General features: G+C 69.6%; 18 protein-coding genes. 6 read left to right on the top strand and 12 right to left on the bottom strand.

Going from position 1 to position 16232, the window contains the following annotated elements; translation table 11 throughout:
• Positions 1-24 precede the first annotated feature (24 nt).
• Together A2790_RS02060 and A2790_RS02055 are read left to right on the top strand one after the other, a co-directional pair.
• Positions 25-795 carry an acyl-CoA thioesterase domain-containing protein gene (locus A2790_RS02060; RefSeq protein WP_293387106.1) on the top strand — a complete coding sequence of 257 codons (771 nt, stop codon included), beginning with the start codon at positions 25-27 and terminating at the stop codon, positions 793-795.
• A gap of 11 nt (positions 796-806) precedes the next feature.
• On the top strand, positions 807-1970 hold the full coding sequence (locus A2790_RS02055; RefSeq protein ID WP_293387104.1) for a pyridoxal phosphate-dependent aminotransferase: 1164 nt from the start codon (positions 807-809) through the stop codon (positions 1968-1970).
• Here A2790_RS02055 and A2790_RS02050 read toward each other — a convergent pair.
• Genes A2790_RS02050 through A2790_RS02040 form a run of 3 tightly spaced genes read right to left on the bottom strand, consistent with a single transcriptional unit; the run spans position 1952 to position 6477 of the window.
• Positions 1952-2227 carry a DUF1294 domain-containing protein gene (locus A2790_RS02050; RefSeq protein ID WP_293387102.1) on the bottom strand — a complete coding sequence of 92 codons (276 nt, stop codon included), beginning with the start codon at positions 2225-2227 and terminating at the stop codon, positions 1952-1954. The genes A2790_RS02055 and A2790_RS02050 overlap by 19 nt on opposite strands.
• Positions 2228-2252: 25 nt before the next feature.
• A complete protein-coding gene (locus tag A2790_RS02045) occupies positions 2253-2864 on the bottom strand; it encodes a hypothetical protein (RefSeq protein WP_293387100.1) in 612 nt (203 codons plus the stop codon).
• A 43-nt stretch (positions 2865-2907) separates the two neighbouring features.
• Complete coding sequence (locus tag A2790_RS02040) at positions 2908-6477, bottom strand: hydantoinase B/oxoprolinase family protein (RefSeq protein WP_293387098.1); 3570 nt, start codon at positions 6475-6477, stop codon at positions 2908-2910.
• Positions 6478-6537: 60 nt separating this feature from the next.
• Here A2790_RS02040 and A2790_RS02035 point away from each other — a divergent pair, with 60 nt between their 5' ends.
• From A2790_RS02035 to A2790_RS02020, 4 genes are all read left to right on the top strand, one after another.
• Positions 6538-7233, top strand: a complete 696-nt coding sequence (locus A2790_RS02035) for a DnaJ family molecular chaperone (RefSeq protein ID WP_293387096.1) — start codon at positions 6538-6540, stop codon at positions 7231-7233.
• Between the two features lie 105 nt (positions 7234-7338).
• Positions 7339-7629 carry a hypothetical protein gene (locus A2790_RS02030; RefSeq protein WP_293387094.1) on the top strand — a complete coding sequence of 97 codons (291 nt, stop codon included), beginning with the start codon at positions 7339-7341 and terminating at the stop codon, positions 7627-7629.
• Between the two features lie 102 nt (positions 7630-7731).
• On the top strand, positions 7732-8025 hold the full coding sequence (locus A2790_RS02025; RefSeq protein ID WP_293387093.1) for a putative quinol monooxygenase: 294 nt from the start codon (positions 7732-7734) through the stop codon (positions 8023-8025).
• 5 nt (positions 8026-8030) lie between these two features.
• A complete protein-coding gene (locus A2790_RS02020) occupies positions 8031-9257 on the top strand; it encodes an acyl-CoA dehydrogenase family protein (RefSeq protein WP_293387091.1) in 1227 nt (408 codons plus the stop codon).
• Positions 9258-9339: 82 nt separating this feature from the next.
• Here A2790_RS02020 and A2790_RS02015 read toward each other — a convergent pair whose 3' ends face one another.
• From A2790_RS02015 to A2790_RS01975, 9 genes are all read right to left on the bottom strand, one after another.
• Positions 9340-9963: a cytochrome c3 family protein gene (locus tag A2790_RS02015; RefSeq protein WP_293387089.1), complete on the bottom strand. Its 624-nt coding sequence runs from the start codon at positions 9961-9963 to the stop codon at positions 9340-9342.
• A complete protein-coding gene (locus tag A2790_RS02010) occupies positions 9960-10472 on the bottom strand; it encodes a nitrate reductase cytochrome c-type subunit (protein ID WP_293387087.1) in 513 nt (170 codons plus the stop codon). Before A2790_RS02010 ends, A2790_RS02015 begins: the two co-directional genes overlap by 4 nt.
• A 9-nt stretch (positions 10473-10481) precedes the next feature.
• Positions 10482-12974: a periplasmic nitrate reductase subunit alpha gene (gene napA, locus A2790_RS02005; RefSeq protein WP_293387085.1), complete on the bottom strand. Its 2493-nt coding sequence runs from the start codon at positions 12972-12974 to the stop codon at positions 10482-10484.
• A complete protein-coding gene (locus A2790_RS02000) occupies positions 12958-13263 on the bottom strand; it encodes a chaperone NapD (protein WP_293387083.1) in 306 nt (101 codons plus the stop codon). The genes napA and A2790_RS02000 overlap by 17 nt, the downstream gene beginning before the upstream one ends.
• On the bottom strand, positions 13253-13762 hold the full coding sequence (gene napF / locus A2790_RS01995) for a ferredoxin-type protein NapF (RefSeq protein WP_293387081.1): 510 nt from the start codon (positions 13760-13762) through the stop codon (positions 13253-13255). Before napF ends, A2790_RS02000 begins: the two co-directional genes overlap by 11 nt.
• On the bottom strand, positions 13762-13923 hold the full coding sequence (locus A2790_RS01990) for a periplasmic nitrate reductase, NapE protein (RefSeq protein ID WP_293387079.1): 162 nt from the start codon (positions 13921-13923) through the stop codon (positions 13762-13764). Before A2790_RS01990 ends, napF begins: the two co-directional genes overlap by 1 nt.
• A 105-nt stretch (positions 13924-14028) precedes the next feature.
• Positions 14029-14694 (bottom strand): NifU family protein, encoded by a 666-nt coding sequence (locus tag A2790_RS01985; RefSeq protein ID WP_293387077.1) that lies wholly within the window; start codon positions 14692-14694, stop codon positions 14029-14031.
• 7 nt (positions 14695-14701) lie between these two features.
• Positions 14702-14860 carry a hypothetical protein gene (locus tag A2790_RS01980; protein ID WP_293387076.1) on the bottom strand — a complete coding sequence of 53 codons (159 nt, stop codon included), beginning with the start codon at positions 14858-14860 and terminating at the stop codon, positions 14702-14704.
• Positions 14861-14887: 27 nt separating this feature from the next.
• Positions 14888-16222 (bottom strand): PepSY-associated TM helix domain-containing protein, encoded by a 1335-nt coding sequence (locus tag A2790_RS01975; protein ID WP_293387074.1) that lies wholly within the window; start codon positions 16220-16222, stop codon positions 14888-14890.
• Positions 16223-16232 lie beyond the last annotated feature (10 nt).

Raw genomic sequence — 16232 nt, 5'->3', positions numbered from 1 at the left:
CGCTTCCGGCATGGTCGCCGGCGCATGAAGAACGAACCTTTCTTTCGAAAAGACCGCGACCTGTTCGTCCCCACCACGGCCGGCATCGGCCCCTGGGACAAGAACTCGCTGCACGGCCGGGTGATCATCGGCCTGCTGGGCGCCGAGATCGAGCGGCGCCACGGCTCGCCCGAGTACATGCCCGCCCGCCTCACGGTCGACATGTACAAGCTGCCCGACCTGTCGCCGGTGGAGGTGGTGACCCGGACGGTCAAGGACGGCTACCGGATCAAGGTCATCGACGCCGAGTTCATCTCCGGCGGGGTCAGCGCCGGCCGCGCCACCTGCCAGCTCCTGCGCAAGACCGAGAATCCGCCCGGCCAGGTCTGGAAGCGCGAGCCCTGGGGCGCGCCGCACCCGGACGACCTGCCTCAGGCCCCCGAGGGTCCGATGGGCAGCATGTGGAAGGTGAAGCCGATCTCCGGCCAGATGCGCGGGGTCGAGCCGCGCCGTCTGTGGATGGCGGAAGTGCGCGAGGTGGTGGACGGCGATCCGCTGACGCCCTTCGTGCGCGTCGCCGTGGCCGCGGACTTCGCCAGCCCCTTCGCGCATGTGGGCGACCAGGGCCTGGGCTACATCAACACCGACGTCACCGTGTACCTGCACCGCGAACCGGTGGGCGAGTGGATCGGGTTCGAGAGCCTGACGCATGGGGCAACGGACGGCGTCGCGGTCGGTGACTGCCTGCTGCACGACGCCGACGGCCACATCGGCTCGGCGAGTTGCACGGCGCTGGCGCAGAAGCGGAAGCTGTAAGACTTAAGGGCATGTTCGCCCCCACGCCGCGCCCCGAAATCCAGGACCTGCGGATCTCCAGGATTCGTGAGGTCGCCAACGCCGGCATGGGGCGGGACGACATCCTGGCCTTCTGGTTCGGCGAGGGCGACCAGGCGACGCCCGGGTTCATCCGCCAGGCCGCATCCGACGCGCTTCTGGCGGGCCGCACCTATTACACCCACAACCTGGGCCGGCCCGAGCTGCGCGAGGCGCTGTCCCGCTACCTCGCCGGCCTGCACGGCGCACCGATCGGAGCGGACCGGATCGCGGTGACCAGCGCCGGGGTCAGCGCGCTGATGCTCGCCGCCCAGCTGGTGCTGTCGCCCGGCGAACGGACGGTGGTGGTTGGGCCGATCTGGCCCAATGTGGTGGAGATCCCCAAGATCCTATCGGGCGCGGTCGAGGTCGTGCCGGTCGAGGCCGGCCAGGGCGGCTGGCGCCTGGACATGGACCGGCTCATGTCCGCCCTGACGCCCGGCACGCGGGCGCTGATCCTCAACTCCCCGAACAATCCCACCGGCTGGACCCTGCCGGCGGAGGCGCGCGCGGCGATCCTCGAACGCTGCCGCCGCTACGGCATCTGGCTGATCTGCGACGACGTCTACGAGCGCCTGACCTTCGACCGCCCTTACGCCCCGTCGTTCCTGCCCCTGGCCACGCCCGAGGACCGGGTCATCGGCGTGAACAGCTTCTCCAAGGCCTGGCGGATGACGGGCTGGCGCCTGGGCTGGATGGCCTGCCCGCCCGCGCTCATGGAGGGGCTGGGCGTCCTGATCGAGTACAACACCTCCTGCGCGCCGGACTTCGTCCAGGAAGGCGCGCGGGTCGCCGTGGAGCAGGGTGAGCCGGTCGTGGCCGAACTGCGGGCCGAGCTGGCGGCCGCCCGCGACCAGGTGGTGGGTGCGCTCCGGACCCTGCCGGGCGTGGAGGCGCCCATGCCTGACGGCGGGCTATATGCCTTCTTCCGGCTCGAGGGCTGCAGGGACTCCCTGGCGCTCTGCAAGGACCTGATCGCCCAGGTCGGACTGGGTCTTGCGCCGGGCGTCGCCTTCGGCCCGGAGGGCGAGGGCTGGCTGCGCTGGTGCTTCGCCGCCCGGCCCGAGAAGAACGCCGCGGGGCTGGAGCGGCTCGCCGCCTATCTCGGCAGCAGGTAGGCCAGGGCGGCCAGCCCCAGCGCCTGGACGCCGACGATCGTCCAGAGCCAGGTCCGGAAAGGCTCCTTGCGGGTCTTGTGCCTCAGCACCTGCTGGCCGATCAGCGCGCCGGGCGAGCCGCCAAGCGCCGCCAGCGTCAGCAGCCGCCGCTCGGGCACGCGCCGGGCCCGCCGTCCGGCAGCCCGTTTATCGAGGGCGAAGGCCCCGAACGTCACGGCGTTGATGGCGATCAGATAGAGCCCCGCAAGCTCGAGCATGGGTCCGAGCCTGCGAACGCCAGGATCAGTTCGTCGGGTCCGGCGAGGTCTGCTCGCCCTCCGTGGGCGCCGGTTCGACCGCGGGAGTCTCGGCGGGGGCCGGCGGCTCCTCGTTCACCTTGAACGTGGCGCCCATCAGCTTGGCGCGGGTCTCCAACGAGGCGGAGACGGTCTCGCAACGCGCGGGCAGGGCCCAGCTCATCCACTCCTGCGCCTTGCGGGCCTTGGTGACGTCCGGGCCGGTGTTCCAGATCTGCCGGCCCTGGCGCACGGCGTTGGCCCCCAGGGTGTTGATCGGGCGCACCGAGGCCTTCTCGGCGGCGGTCAGCGCGGTCTGGAAGGACTTGAGCTGGGCGCGCCCGTCCTTCTGCATCTGGGCGTAGACCTTCAGGTCGTCCTCCAGCTTGGTGCCGGGCTTGCGGAACTGGCTCTCGATGCGGGTGACTTCCGGCATCATCTCGTCGTGCATGTCGAGATAGCCGCGCAGGGCGCCGTAGCACCAGGCCACGAACTGGTAGTCTTCCCTTGGCGCGCCGGCGGGCAGGCGATCCTCGGCTGGCGCGGGGGCTTCAGGGGCGGGCGCGGCGACCTCGGGGGTCTGGGCGAACAGGGCGAGTGCAATTGCGAACGGCGTCATTCAGGACCTTGTGTGCGTTTATTTTGTCAGCTTTGCGCCGGACCTAGTTCACGGGGCCGAAACCGCCGCCACCGGGGGTCTCGATCTCGATCGCGTCGCCAAGCTCCACCGTAACGGAGAAGCAGCCGGGAAGTTCACTAACCGTCCCCGATGCGGCGATCAAACGTTGCCGGCCGGGAAGGCCGGGCGCGCCGCCCGCCAGGCCCTGGGGCGCGTGGTCCCGGCGCGAGGACAGCAGAGCCGCCTCCATGGGCGCGAGGAACCGGATGCGTCGCAGCGCCCCGTCGCCACCCCGCCGGGCGCCCGCGCCGCCCGATCCGGCGCGCACCCCGAAGGCCTCCACGCGCACCGGGAACCGGCGTTCCAGGATTTCCGGGTCGGTCAGGCGAGAGTTGGTCATGTGGGTATGGATCGCGCTGGCGCCCTCGTGGCCGGCGGTCGCCCCGGCCCCGCCGCAGATGGTTTCGTAGTACTGCCGCTGCTCGTCGCCGAAGGTGAAATTGTTCATCGTGCCCTGGGCGTTGGCCATCACCCCGAGCGCGGCGTAGAGCGCGTCCACCACGTGCTGGCTGGTCTCGACGTTGCCGGCCACGACCGCGGCGGGCGGGCGCGGGGCCAGCATCGAGCCGTCGCGGGTGAGGATCTTCAAAGGCTTCAGGCAGCCCGCGTTCAGCGGGATATCGTCGTCCACCAGAGTGCGGAAGACGTAGAGCGCCGCCGCGTCGACGATGGCCGAGGGTGCGTTGAAGTTGGAGCCGAGCTGGTCGGCGCTGGCGGTGAAGTCGAGCGTGGCCTCGCGCGCCGCCGCATCGACCGTGGTGCGCACCACGATCTCGCCGCCGCCGTCCATGGGGACCCGGGCCTGCCCGTCGGAGAGGCGGTCCACGGCCCGGCGCACGGCCTCGGCGGCGTTATCCTGCACGAACCCCATGTAGCGGGCGACGGCCGCGGCGCCGTAGGTGCGGATCATCTCCGCCACGGCAGCGGCCCCGGCCTGGCACGACGCCACCTGGGCCTTCAGGTCGGCGAGGTTGCGGTCCGGCGCCCGGGCCGGCCAGGGGCCCGCCGCTAGCGCCGCGCGCACCTCGGCGTCGAGGAACCGGCCGTCCCGCATGATCGGCAGGGCGTCCAGCATCACGCCCTCCTCGTCGATGGTGTGCGAGAACGGCGGCATCGACCCCGGCTGGATCCCGCCGACGTCGGCGTGGTGGCCCCGTGCGGCGACGTAGAAGCTGGCCTGCGCATCGGTCGGCGCCATGAACACCGGCATGACCACCGTGATGTCGGGCAGGTGCGTGCCGCCCGCGTAGGGGTTGTTCAGGGCGAAGGCCTGGCCGGGCTTCAGGTCCGGATGGCGGTCGCGGACCGCGCGGACCGACGCGCCCATGGAGCCCAGGTGGACCGGCATGTGCGGCGCGTTCGCCACCAGGCCGCCATCGGCGTCGAACAGGGCGCAGGAGAAGTCGAGCCGCTCCTTGATGTTCACCGAGTGGGCCGTGCGTTCCAGCGCCGCGCCCATGGCCTCGGCCACCCCCATGAAGCGGCGGTTGAACAGCTCCAGAGTCACCGGATCGGGGCGGTCGAGGGCGATGGCCTGGCGCGCCGCAGCCCCGGTCCGGGCCAGGCGGATCAGGCCCTCGGCGTCCGCCGACGCACGCCAGCCCGGCAGGACCGCGATCTGGGTGTCGGCGCGGACCACGAGCGCAGGGCCGTCGATCGTCGTGAGCGCGTCGGCGGCCACGACCGGTGCTTCATGCCAGGCGCCTTGGGCGAAGATGCGGACCTGCGCCCCGTCGTCTTCCGGCCCCGCCCGCAGACTGTTCGTACGGCTCACCGTCTCGGGTAGTGAGGATGACCGGTCGACCGCCTCCGCCTCCACGGCGGCGATCAGGATGGGCCGGTCGGGCTCGATGAAGCCGAACAGGCGCTGGTGGGCGGCTTCGAAGGCGGCCTTGGCGGCCGCCGCATCGCTCAGCGCCACGGGGAGTTCGGCGTCCGCGCCGTCGTAGCGCAGGCGCAGGGCGCGGCGGATCTCGCCCGCTTCCGCGCCCTGGGCGGCCATGTCGGCGCGCACCCCGGCCTCGAGGTTGTCCAGCGCCGTCCGGGCCGCGACCAGCCCCGTCGCCAACGGCGCCTCCACGCCGGCCTGCCTTAGGGCCGAGACCTGGGCCTGCCCGATCCCCCACGCCGAAAGGACGCTGCCATACTTCGGGCACAGCACCTCGCCGACGCCCAGCGCCTCGGCGGTCTGGCAGGCCACCTGTCCGGCGGCCCCGCCGAACGCCACCAGGGCGTGCTCGCGCGGGTCGAAGCCGCGCTCGGTGGAGATCCGGCGCACGGCCTGGGCCATCTGCTCCACCGCCACGGCGACGAAGCCCTCGGCGGCGGTCTCCACGTCCGCCGCGCCCATCTCGCGGGCCAGCGCCTCCAGGCGCGCGCGGCTGGCGGCGGGATCCGGGGGCGCATCGCCCCGCGGCCCGAACACGGCGGGGAAGAAGCGCGGGTCCAGCCGCCCCAGCACCAGGTTCGCGTCCGTCACCGCCGCCGGCCCGCCGCGGCCGTAGCAGGCCGGGCCGGGATCGGCGCCGGCGCTGGCCGGCCCGGCGCGGGCGCGCATGCCGTCGAAGATCAGGACCGACCCGCCGCCCGCCGCCACGGTCTCCACGTCCAGCATGGGACTGCGCAGCTTCACGCCCGCCACCCGCGCCGTGTCGCGGCGTTCCAGCTGGCCGGCGAAGCGGCAGACGTCGGTGGAGGTGCCGCCCATGTCGAAGCCCAGCACGGCGTCAGCGCCCGCCTGCGCCGCCGTGCGCGCCACGCCCACCACCCCGCCTGCCGGGCCGGAGACCACGGCGTCGCGGCCGCGGAACGCCTCGGCCCGGACCAGCCCACCGGCAGAGGTCATGAAGTAGAGCGGCGCGCCCGCGACGGCATCCGCCACCCGGCGGACATAGGCTTGAAGCACCGGCGTGAGATAGGCGTCGGCCACCGTCGTCTCGGCGCGGGGCACGAAGCGGGGCAGGGGCGAGACCTCGGAGCTGAGCGCGACGAATTCGAACCCTGCGGCGCGTGCGATCTCGCCGGCCGCCTGCTCGTGGGCGGGATTGAGGTCGGCGTGCAGGAAGGCGATGGCGGCGGAGGTAAAGCCCTCGGCCACGGCCATCTCCAGCTTTGCCCGCAAGCCCGCGCCATCCAGCGGCGCCACCACCGCCCCGTCGGCGGCCAGGCGTTCTGTCGCCTCGACCACGCCGTCGTAGAGCGGCCGGGGTCGGTCGATGTCGAGCGCGAACAGGTCGGGCCTGGCCTGGTCGCCGATCAGCAGCGCGTCGGCGAAGCCGGCGGTGGTGACGAAGAGGGTGCGGGCGCCGCAACGCTCCAGCAGGGCGTTGGTGGCGACGGTCGTCCCCATCTTGATCGCCGAGACCCGGTCCGCCGGGAAGGGCGCGCCGGGCGCCGCACCGAGGATCCGCCGCATCGCCTCCACGGCCGCGTCCTCATAGGCTGGCGAGGCGGACAAGAGCTTGGCCGAGACCTCCTCGCCGTCGTCCGCGCGGCCGATCACGTCGATGAACGTGCCGCCACGATCGATCCAGAACGAGAAAACCCTGTCCAAAACTTAACCCCTGGCGTGATTGTCACGCGCCCGCCGCGGTCGTAAGGCATGCCATAGCAAATGAGCTTCTGGCGCAAAATTGCCGGCCTGGCGGCGCGCAAGGTCGATGAGGCGGAATGCGATGTCTGCCCGCCCGGCCTTCCGGGCGAGGATCCTGCGTTCTCCACGGCGGTGACGGCGCTGGGCGCCAAGCTGGCCAAGGTCGACGGCGAGGCCCATGCCGCCGAGTACGACGCCTTCCACACCGTGTTCCAGGCCGACGCCGGCAGCGAAGGCAATATCCGGCGGCTCTACCAGCTCGCCCGGCAGACCACGCGCGGCTTCGAAGGCTACGCCCGCCGGCTGCGCAAGCGCTACGGCGCCTGCCCGCAGCTGTTGGAGGACGTGCTGGACGGCCTGTTCCATATCGCCGCGTCCGACGGCGTGGTGACCGGGGACGAGCTCGCCTATCTGGAGCGTGTGGCCGAGCTGTTCGGCCTGTCGCCCCTGACCTTCCGGCGGTTGAAGGCCACCCACCTGGGCGCGGCCAACGACGACCCCTACGTCATCCTGGGCGTGGCTCCGGACGCCTCCGACGAGGCGGTGCGATCCGCCTGGCGCGCCCAGCTGTCCCAGGCGCACCCCGATCGCGCTCGCGCCCGGGGCCTGCCCGCCGAGTTCATTGAGGTCGCCGAGGCCAAGGCGGCCAGCATCAACGCCGCCTATTCCCAGATCGTGCGCGAGCGGAAATCCATGACCCTCGAGGGTGCGGCATGAGGGCTTGGCGCCGCTTTCCCGACGCATCGGCAGTTGACGTCGGGAACCAGTGTGCTGACATGCATCTTTCACGGATCGGCGGACGCCGCCCGCTGAGGAGCTGATATGGTCAAGGACTTCGCCGCGTCTGAGGGTTCCGCCCTTCGCAGCCTGGCCGCTGTCGGCGCTGCGCTCGCCACGACCGGGGCCGTGATCGTCGGCGCCGTGCTCGCCGTCTTCGCCGCCGCCACGGTGGCGGTGATCGCCGTGATGGCGTCCGCCCTGCTGGGCTTCGCCGCGCTGGCCATGCGCGCCCGCCGCAAGGTCCGCGCCCGCCACGCCCCCGATGGCGTGATCGAAGCCCGTCACCTGGGCGGCCACCACTGGGTTGCCTACGGCTGGAACGAGCGCCGCTAGGAATTTCCCTTCCCGGTGTCCAAGGCGTGACGGCGCACGTCGCGCTTGCCCGCGCCGCGCTGCCCCTCTACCGTCCATTCAAACATCTGTTGGAGGGACGGCATGACCATTGGCGTGATCGCGAAACTGCCCATTCAGGAAGGCAAGGCGGCTGAGTTCGAGGCCTTCTTCACGGAACTCGCCAAGCAGGTCCGCGCCAACGAGCCGGGCAACATCGCCTACCAGCTGGTGAAAAGCCGCACCGAGCCCAACGTCTACAAGGTGCTGGAGCTCTACAAGGACCAGGACGCCCTGACCCACCATGGCGGCACCGACTACTTCAAGGCCGCGGGCCCGAAGTTCGCCGGGGTGCTCGCGGGCCGTCCCGAGATCGAATACCTCGACGGCGTGGGCTGACCGCCATGGACCTGGATTTCTCCCCTGAGGACCTCGCCTTCGGCGAGGAGGTGCGCGCTTTCATCGCCGAGGCGTTCGACGACGACATGCGGGCCAAGCTCTCGCAGTCGAAGAACAACCACCTCGACAAGGAGGCCCAGGTCCGCTGGCTGAAGCGGCTGGGCGAGAAGGGCTGGATCGCGCCCGACTGGCCGGTTGAATACGGCGGCACGGGCTGGAGCCTGGGCAAGAAGTACGTCTTCGACATGGAGATGGCGCTGGCCGGCGCCCCCTCCACCTCGAACATGGGCCTGAAGATGTGCGCCCCCGTCGTGATGGCCTTCGGCACGGACGAGCAGAAGAAGCAGCACCTGCCCAGGATCCTCTCCACCGACGTGTGGTGGTGCCAGGGCTATTCAGAGCCCGGTTCGGGCTCGGACCTCGCTTCCCTGGCGCTGAAGGCCGAGCGGGACGGGGACTATTACGTCCTGAACGGCTCCAAGACGTGGACGACCCTGGCCCAGTGGGCCGACTGGATGTTCTGCCTGGTGCGGACGTCGAACGAGGACATCCGCCAGAAGGGTATCTCGTTCCTGCTGATCGACATGAAGACGCCGGGCATCTCGATCCGCCCGATCGTCACCCTGGACGGCCCGGCCGAGGGCGAGCAGGAGATCAACGAGACCTTCTTCGACAACGTCCGCGTGCCGGTCTCGAACCGGATCGGCAAGGAAGGCGAGGGCTGGACCTACGCCAAGTACCTGCTGCAGTTCGAGCGCGGCAACGCCTATGCGCCGGGCCTCTCGGCCCAGCTCAAGAAGGTGCGGAAGATCGCCAATATTGAGCGGTCGGACGGCGGCAGCTCGATGATGAGCGACCCCGACTTCCGCAGGAAGCTGTCCGAGGTCGAGATCAAGGTCGAGGCGCTCAACGCCACCGAACTGCGGATCTTCTCCGGCCGCGCCAACGGCGACGCCATGGGCGCCGTCTCGTCCATGCTGAAGCTGGAAGGCAGCCAGATGCAGCAGGCGATCACCGAACTGGCGCTGGAGGCGGCCGGGCTCTACGCCCAGCCCTTCGTCCAGGACACCTGGAGCCACCTGAAGGGCGACGGCGCCAACTACTTCCGCGCCGGCCAGGACTATTCGGCCACGGTGGCGCCGACCTACTTCAACTACCGCAAGACCTCGATCTACGCCGGCTCCAACGAGATCCAGCACAACATCATGGCGAAGATGGTGCTGGGACTCTGACGGTCGAGCGCAAGACGTTCGGCCGGCGCCGTGTCGGAGGGGCCAGCCGGACGGGCTCTGACGCAGCCGCGGAAGTGGAAGGTCAACCCTGTGGAATGCCCTTCATATTGGGCAGCTGGTGAGCGATGCCCTTGTGGCAGTCGATGCAGGTGTTCTTGCCGGTGCCCAGGTAATTCTGGTGAATCCAGGCGGCGCGACGTGACTGACGCGTGAGATCCATGGAGTCGTACTGGTGACAGTTGCGGCACTCGCGGGAGTCGTTGGCCTTCAGGCGGGCCCACTCGTTCTTGGCCAGTACAAGGCGGTGCTCGAGGAATTCTTCGCGCGTGTCGATGGTGCCAAAGATCTTGCCCCAGACCTCCTTGGACGCCTGCATCTTGCGACCCATCTTGTAGGTCCAGTCGTGGGGCACATGGCAGTCCGAGCAGACCGCGCGAACGCCGGAGCGGTTCGAGAAGTGGATCGTCTGCTGCAGCTCCGGGTACACGTTGTCCCGCATCTCGTGGCAACCGGTGCAGAAGGCCTCGGTGTTGGTGGCCTCCATGGCGGTGTTGAACCCGCCCCAGAAGATCACGCCGGCGATGAAGCCGCCGAGGGTTAGGAACCCCAGGCTGAGATGGACCGCTGGCGATCGGAACGTGGTCCAGAAGGGCTTGAGGCGTGCGAGCACGCCGGCGACGATCCTGCGCACGGGACCTCCGGTCATGGCATGGCCCTCGGGCTGGCTTCAGCTTCGGGCTCGAGCCCCTTGAAAGTGTTGGCCACCAACGGCGGGGCGTCCGTCTGCACCACGTGGCACTGGACGCAGAAGTAGCGCCGGGTGGAGATCTGCTCGAGGACCTGGCCGTCTCGCGTCACATAGTGAGCCGGACTCACGGGCGGCGCCTGGAACTTCGCCGCGTTGGAGCGCGTGTGGCAAAGCATGCATCGGTTGGTGTTTACGGTGAGCTGGTAATTGTCGATGGCGTGCGGAATCGTCGGTGGCTGCATCTCGTAGTTCACGGGCCGCCGCTGGTCGAAGTTCTCGACGCGGGCCATCGGCAGCGGCGACGCCTCCTGGTCGATGGGTATGCCGCGGCGCATGGCGTCGATCTGCTGGCCAGGGTTGGTCACGGTCACCGCCGGGCTTGGCGCCCGTCGTGACTTGTCGGCCTCGTGCTTGGAGCAGCCGCAAAGCACCAGCGCCGCGAGCAGCAAGGGGGTCCAGGCTTGCATCGCGCGCTCCTACGCCATCACGACCTTGACCGCGCACTTCTTGAAGTCGGTCTGTTTCGAGATTGGGCAGGTCGCATCGAGCGTGGTCTTGTTGATGAGCTGGGAGGCGTCGAACCACGGCACGAAGATCACACCTCGCGGCATCCGGTTGCGACCACGGGTCTCGACCCGGCTCCGCATTTCGCCCCGGCGAGATATCACCCGAACCTCGTCGCCGCGTTTCAGGCCGCGCTTGGCCGCATCGGCGGGGTTCATGAAGACCACGGCGGATGGGAACGCCTTGTAGAGTTCGGGCACCCGCATGGTCATCGAGCCGGAGTGCCAGTGCTCGAGGACCCGCCCCGTGCTGAGCCAGAGATCGTATTCGGCGTCAGGCGATTCCGGCGGCGGCTCGTAAGGGAGGGCCCAGATCACGGCCCGGCCGTCCTTGTTTCCGTAGAAGCTGAACCCGGCGCCTCTTTTGACGTAGGGATCGGCGCCCTCCCGGTAGCGCCAGCGGGTCTCGCGACCGTTGACCACCGGCCACCTCAGCCCGCGGGCCTGGTGGTAGGCGTCGAAAGGCGCGAGGTCGTGGCCGTGGCCCCGCCCGAACTCGGCATATTCCTCGAATAGCCCCTTCTGTGGGTAGAAGCCGAAGGCCTGGGCTTCGTCGTTGGCGTATCCGGCCTCGACCTGGCTGGCCGGGAAGCGGTCGACCTTTCCGTTCGCGAACAGCACCTGGAACAGAGTCTTGCCGCGGTAGGACGGGTTTGCGGCCAGGATCGCCGCGGGCCAGCACTCGTCCGTGGTGAAACGCTTGGAGAATTCCATGAGCTGCCACAGGTCGGAGCGGGCCTCGCCGGGGGCGTCGACGAGCTGATGCCAGAACTGGGTCCTACGTTCGGCGTTGCCATAGGCGCCTTCCTTCTCGACCCACATGGCGGTGGGCAGGATCAGGTCGGCGGCTTGGGCTGTGACTGTGGGATAGGGGTCTGAGACCACCACGAAGGCCGTGGGGTTGCGGTAGCCGGGATAGCCCTCCTCGTTGAGGTTCGCGGCGGCCTGCATGTTGTTGTTGGCCATCACCCAATAGGCGCTGAGCTTGCCGTCTCGCAGCATCCGGTTCTGCTCGACGATGTGGTAGCCGGGCTTCCCGACGATGACGCCGTGGGGAACGTTCCAGATCTCCTCGGCATGCCGCCGGTGTTCGGGATTGGTCACCACCAAGTCCGCCGGGAGCCGGTGCGAGAAGGTTCCCACTTCCCGCGCCGTCCCGCAGGCCGAGGGTTGGCCGGTCAAGGAGAATGGGCTGTTGCCAGGGGTGGCGATTTTCCCGGTCAGCAGATGGATATTGTAGACCATGTTGTTGGCCCACGTGCCGCGGGTGTGCTGGTTGAAACCCATGGTCCAAAGGGACATCACCTTGACCTTCGGATCGGCGTAGAGCTCGGCCAGCTGCTTGAGCCATCCCTTTTCGACGCCGCTCATCTCTGCGGCGCGGTCCAGGGTGTACGGCTCCACGAAGGCGGCGAATTCCTCAAATGTGACCGGCCGGCCGCCTCCTGCGTCCTTCGCATTCTTGGCTTTGACCTCCAGCGGGTGATCGGCCCGCAGGCCGTAGCCGATGTCGGCGTTTCCCTGTTTGAAGGTCACGTGGCGATCGACGAAGGTCTTGTTGACCCGGCCCGACTGGATGATGTGGTTCGCGATGTAGTTCAGGATGACCAGGTCGGTCTGCGGCTTGAAGATGATGGGGATGTCGGCGAGGTCGAAGCTGCGGTGCTCGAAGGTGGAAAGCACCGCGACCTTGACGTGAGGGTTCGCCAACCGCCTATCCGTCACCCGCGTCCAGAGAATGGGATGCATCTCGGCCATGTTCGAGCCCCACAGCACGAAGGCGTCGGCGGCCTCGAAGTCGTCATAGCAGCCCATTGGCTCGTCGGCGCCGAAGGTGCGCATGAACCCCTGGACCGCCGAGGCCATGCAGTGTCGTGCGTTCGGATCGATGTGGTTCGACCGGAATCCGGCCTTCATCAGCTTGTTGGCGGCATAGCCCTCCCACACGGTCCACTGTCCCGAGCCGGCCATGCCGATCCCGCCCCCGCCTTGGGTCTTCAGCACGCGCTTGAACTGCTCGGCCATGACATCGAAGGCCTCGTCCCAGCTTACCGGCGTGAACGCGCCGTCCTTCGCGAACCGGCCGTCTTTCTTGCGCAGCAGCGGCGTGGTCAGTCGATCGCTGCCGTAGAGGATCTTGGAGAGGAAGTAGCCCTTCACACAGTTGAGGCCGCGGTTGACCTCGGCCTTCGGGTCGCCTTCGGTCGCGATCACGCGGCCGTCTTTTACCCCGACCGCGACGCCGCAGCCGGTTCCGCAGAAGCGGCAGGGCGCCTTGCTCCACTTCACCCCCTCGGTCGCGCCCGGCGCCGCCGCGCCTGCGGGGCGCACCGGCAGTTGCAGGCCGGCTGCGGCCGCCGCCGCGCCCACGGCGCTAGCCCGGATGAGATCACGACGCGAGGCCATCGGACGCTCCTGAATGCTCGAGCGGGGATGCGGGCTGCTCCAGGGCGTCCCGCGGCTCGGCATGGTGGTAGATGAGGTTCACACTGACGACGCCGGGCGTGGCCTGGCAGTCTTCGATGAGCTCCATGAGCTCCCGCGTCCCCGAGCCCTCGTAAAGCAGGATGCTGCAGGCGCCGTCTCGGCCGGCGATCTCCAGCGCCGGGCATTTCCCGACCCAGGCCTCGAGCCGAGGCCCCGCGTCTGGGCGATGGCGGACCACGAGGCTGGCGATGTGCACCTCATCGTTCACGACCGGCCTCCTTCGCCGGCGCCACGACGATCGCCGCCGTCGGGCACACGCCGACGCATGCGCCGCAACCTGTGCAGCGTTCGCGGTCCAGATCGGGACGCGCGCCGCCCGGAGCCGGGCGAAAGCGGATGGCGGCCTCACCGCAAACGTCGCGGCAGCTCAGGCAGACGACGCCGCGCTGCGCAAGACAGGCGGTCCCGATCTCGGCCTTCAGCTGCCAAGGCTGTTCGGCGCGCCCAAAATCAAGCGCATGGGGCGCGCAGGCTTCGACACAGGCCGCGCAGAAGGTGCATTCCCCCCGGCGTGGGTCGAAGACAGGATGCCGGCCATCGCCCTCGACCAGCACCCCGGCGGGGCACGCGGCGACGCACGCGAGGCAGGACGTACACACGTCAAGAAAGGCGCCTTCGTCCCCCGCCCAAGGGGGGCGCAGCGGCGTCTCCAGGGCCTGTCGGCCCCGTAGGAAGGCGCGGCGCTGGAGAGAAGGGGCCGATACCATCAGTACACCGGCGGCGGACCGGTGATCACCTGCCACATCCAGACGACAAAACCCCAACCCGCCACCACGCCCACTGCGATCACCGGAAACAGGACCACGGTCAGAAGGAAGAATACGAGGTACTCACGCCGCTTCTGAGCGGCCACCGTAGGCTCTGACATTGGCTCGCTGCAGTCTGTTCACGGGATGGAGCGGCTAACCTAGACAACATTCTAGCGTTCGCAAAAGTTGCAGACTGCGGCTGCAAGTGCAACGTCGACGCGCGGTTAGTCTCGGAAGGTCCGCCCGTTGTGGCGGAACTGCGGGCGCGGCCGGGGCGATGGGCCCGCGGTCGCGGTGTCGAGCCATCGCCTCCACGCCGGCGGGCGAGGTTCAGCGGAAGGTTCGGCTTCGGCAACGGTGGTGACCTCGGGGACGTAGCGCCGGACAATCCGCTCCACGGCGTCCTTGAGCGTTCGCCGGGAGGACGGGCAGCCGCCACAGGCTCCTTCCATCCGCACCCAGAGCACGCCCGTCGCCGGGTCCAACCGGTCGAAGACAATGTCGCCACCGTCGCGCGCCACGCCCGGGCGCACGTGACGGGCGAGGACGTCCCGGATCTCGCGCTCGAGCCCTTCGGCGGCGCAGGCTTCCTCCGCGAGGCGGATGGCGGGGGGACCTTGCGCCAGAGCTTCGGCGATGGCCGCGATCACCCGGATGCGGAGGGTCGTCCACGCTTCTCCGTCCGGGGCGCGGGCGACGGTGACGAAGTCCTCGCCGATGTACACCCGAGCGACATCGGGCAGGTCGAAGATCGCCCGTGCGAGAGGCGAGGCGTCGACGTCGTCCCCGCCATCCCGTGTGAAGCTCCGGCCGCGGCCGTCGGTTAGCCGCATCTGGGGCAGGAACTTGAGCGCATCCGGGTTCGGCGTTCGCTCGACGAGGATCAGCACCGGATCCTCAATTGCGCGACAGTAGCCCGGCCTCCAGCAGGGCGATCTCGTCGCGCGAGGCCGCCTTGCCGCGCTTCAGCTCCGCGATCCGCAGGCTGGCGGGCGATTCCGATGTGGGGCCGCGGTCCTTCGCAGATCGCCGCCGTCGCGCGTTGCGCCAGATCATGTGTCACCTCGGTTCTTTCATCCGAGCCTAGGCGGGACCTGGGGAACCGTCCTTGTGCGGGCGCAAGCTCGCGGGTCCGTCCGACGCCGGCGGCGTGCGGACGCGGGTCCACGCCTCGCTGCCGCCGCCGATCCACGCCAGACCTTGCGTCGGCCAGCGGGCCGGCACGATCCCTCCGGACGAACCGGGACCGTGCGTCCGGCCCGTCGCCTTCCGCCCAGCCTGGATGCGAGCCCGCCGCTTATGCTGGAACCGTACGAGGCCGGTGAGGAAGAGACTCGCCGCACCGAGACCGGAGACCGCCGCCAACAGGCGTCCGGGAAGGCCGGCGGCCTCACCGTTGTGGATCGCGTGCAGCCAGTTCAACACCTTGTCTCCGGCCGGCTCCGTGCGCGGGTCCCGCACCGCTAGCACCCGCCCGGAATAGGCATCGACCCAGACATTGGTGCGGGGAAACCGACGGCTCGGCTCTCCCGGCTGCTGCAGGTTGATCCGGAACACGCCGTGCGGGCCGGCCGGCGTTTCGATCCAGGCAAGTTCCGCCTGTGGGAAAACGGCCTGGGCCCGGTCGACCGCCATGTCCACGCTGATGCGCGCAGCGCCTGGCGCGGACGCGGAGTGCAGTTCCGGCGCCCGGTAGAGCGGCCCGAAGGCGGCCAAGCCGGGCCGGAACCATTCAGGCGCCCCGAGGACGACCCCCGTCGCCGTGAGAATGGCCAGCTGTAGCAGGCCGTAGATGCCGGCCACCTTGTGCAGATCGTAGATTCGCCGCTGGGGGCTCGGGGAGGGCTTGAACGTCAGCGCCGACCGCAGCTTGCCCCTGGCGGGCCACCACAGCCAGGTCCCGCCTACCAGCAGGACCAGGACGAGGATGCCGACGATCGCCATCAGCGCCTTGCCCATGTCGCCCAGGAGCAGTGCGTAATGGAGATCGTAGATCCAGGTCGCCAGGTACTCGCCCCACAAGGCCTCGCGCACGACCGCGCCGTTCTGGGCGTCGACCCAGAGCATCAGAGGGGCGAAGTCCCGGCCAGCGGTCTCGGCGGGGGCGTAGTAGCGCACCGGAACGGGGCCGCCTCGGCCTGTCACTTCCAGGCGCCATGCGCCCGGCCGGTGCGGGGCATGCGCCTCGAGGGCGCGGAGGATCGGCTCGTAGTGGGCCGGGGCGGGGGTGTCGGCCAGACGGCGGAGGTCTGCATGGGCGGCGCGGTCGGCCTCCACGTAGAACACCAGGATCGCGCCCGTGACGCCGGCCACGGCGAAGACGAGCCCGGCCGTCAGCCCAAGCCACAGATGGGCCAGCCCCGCCCAACGGCGGAGCCGTCCTTTGAGGCTGGTGGAGGATCCGGGGCGCCCGCGCACGGCCGACGGC

The sequence above is a fragment of the Phenylobacterium sp. RIFCSPHIGHO2_01_FULL_69_31 genome (assembly GCF_001824475.1).
Taxonomy (GTDB): domain Bacteria; phylum Pseudomonadota; class Alphaproteobacteria; order Caulobacterales; family Caulobacteraceae; genus Phenylobacterium.
The sequence above is the reverse complement of the archived record's forward strand: the minus strand, read 5'-3'. Positions and strand labels throughout refer to the sequence as shown.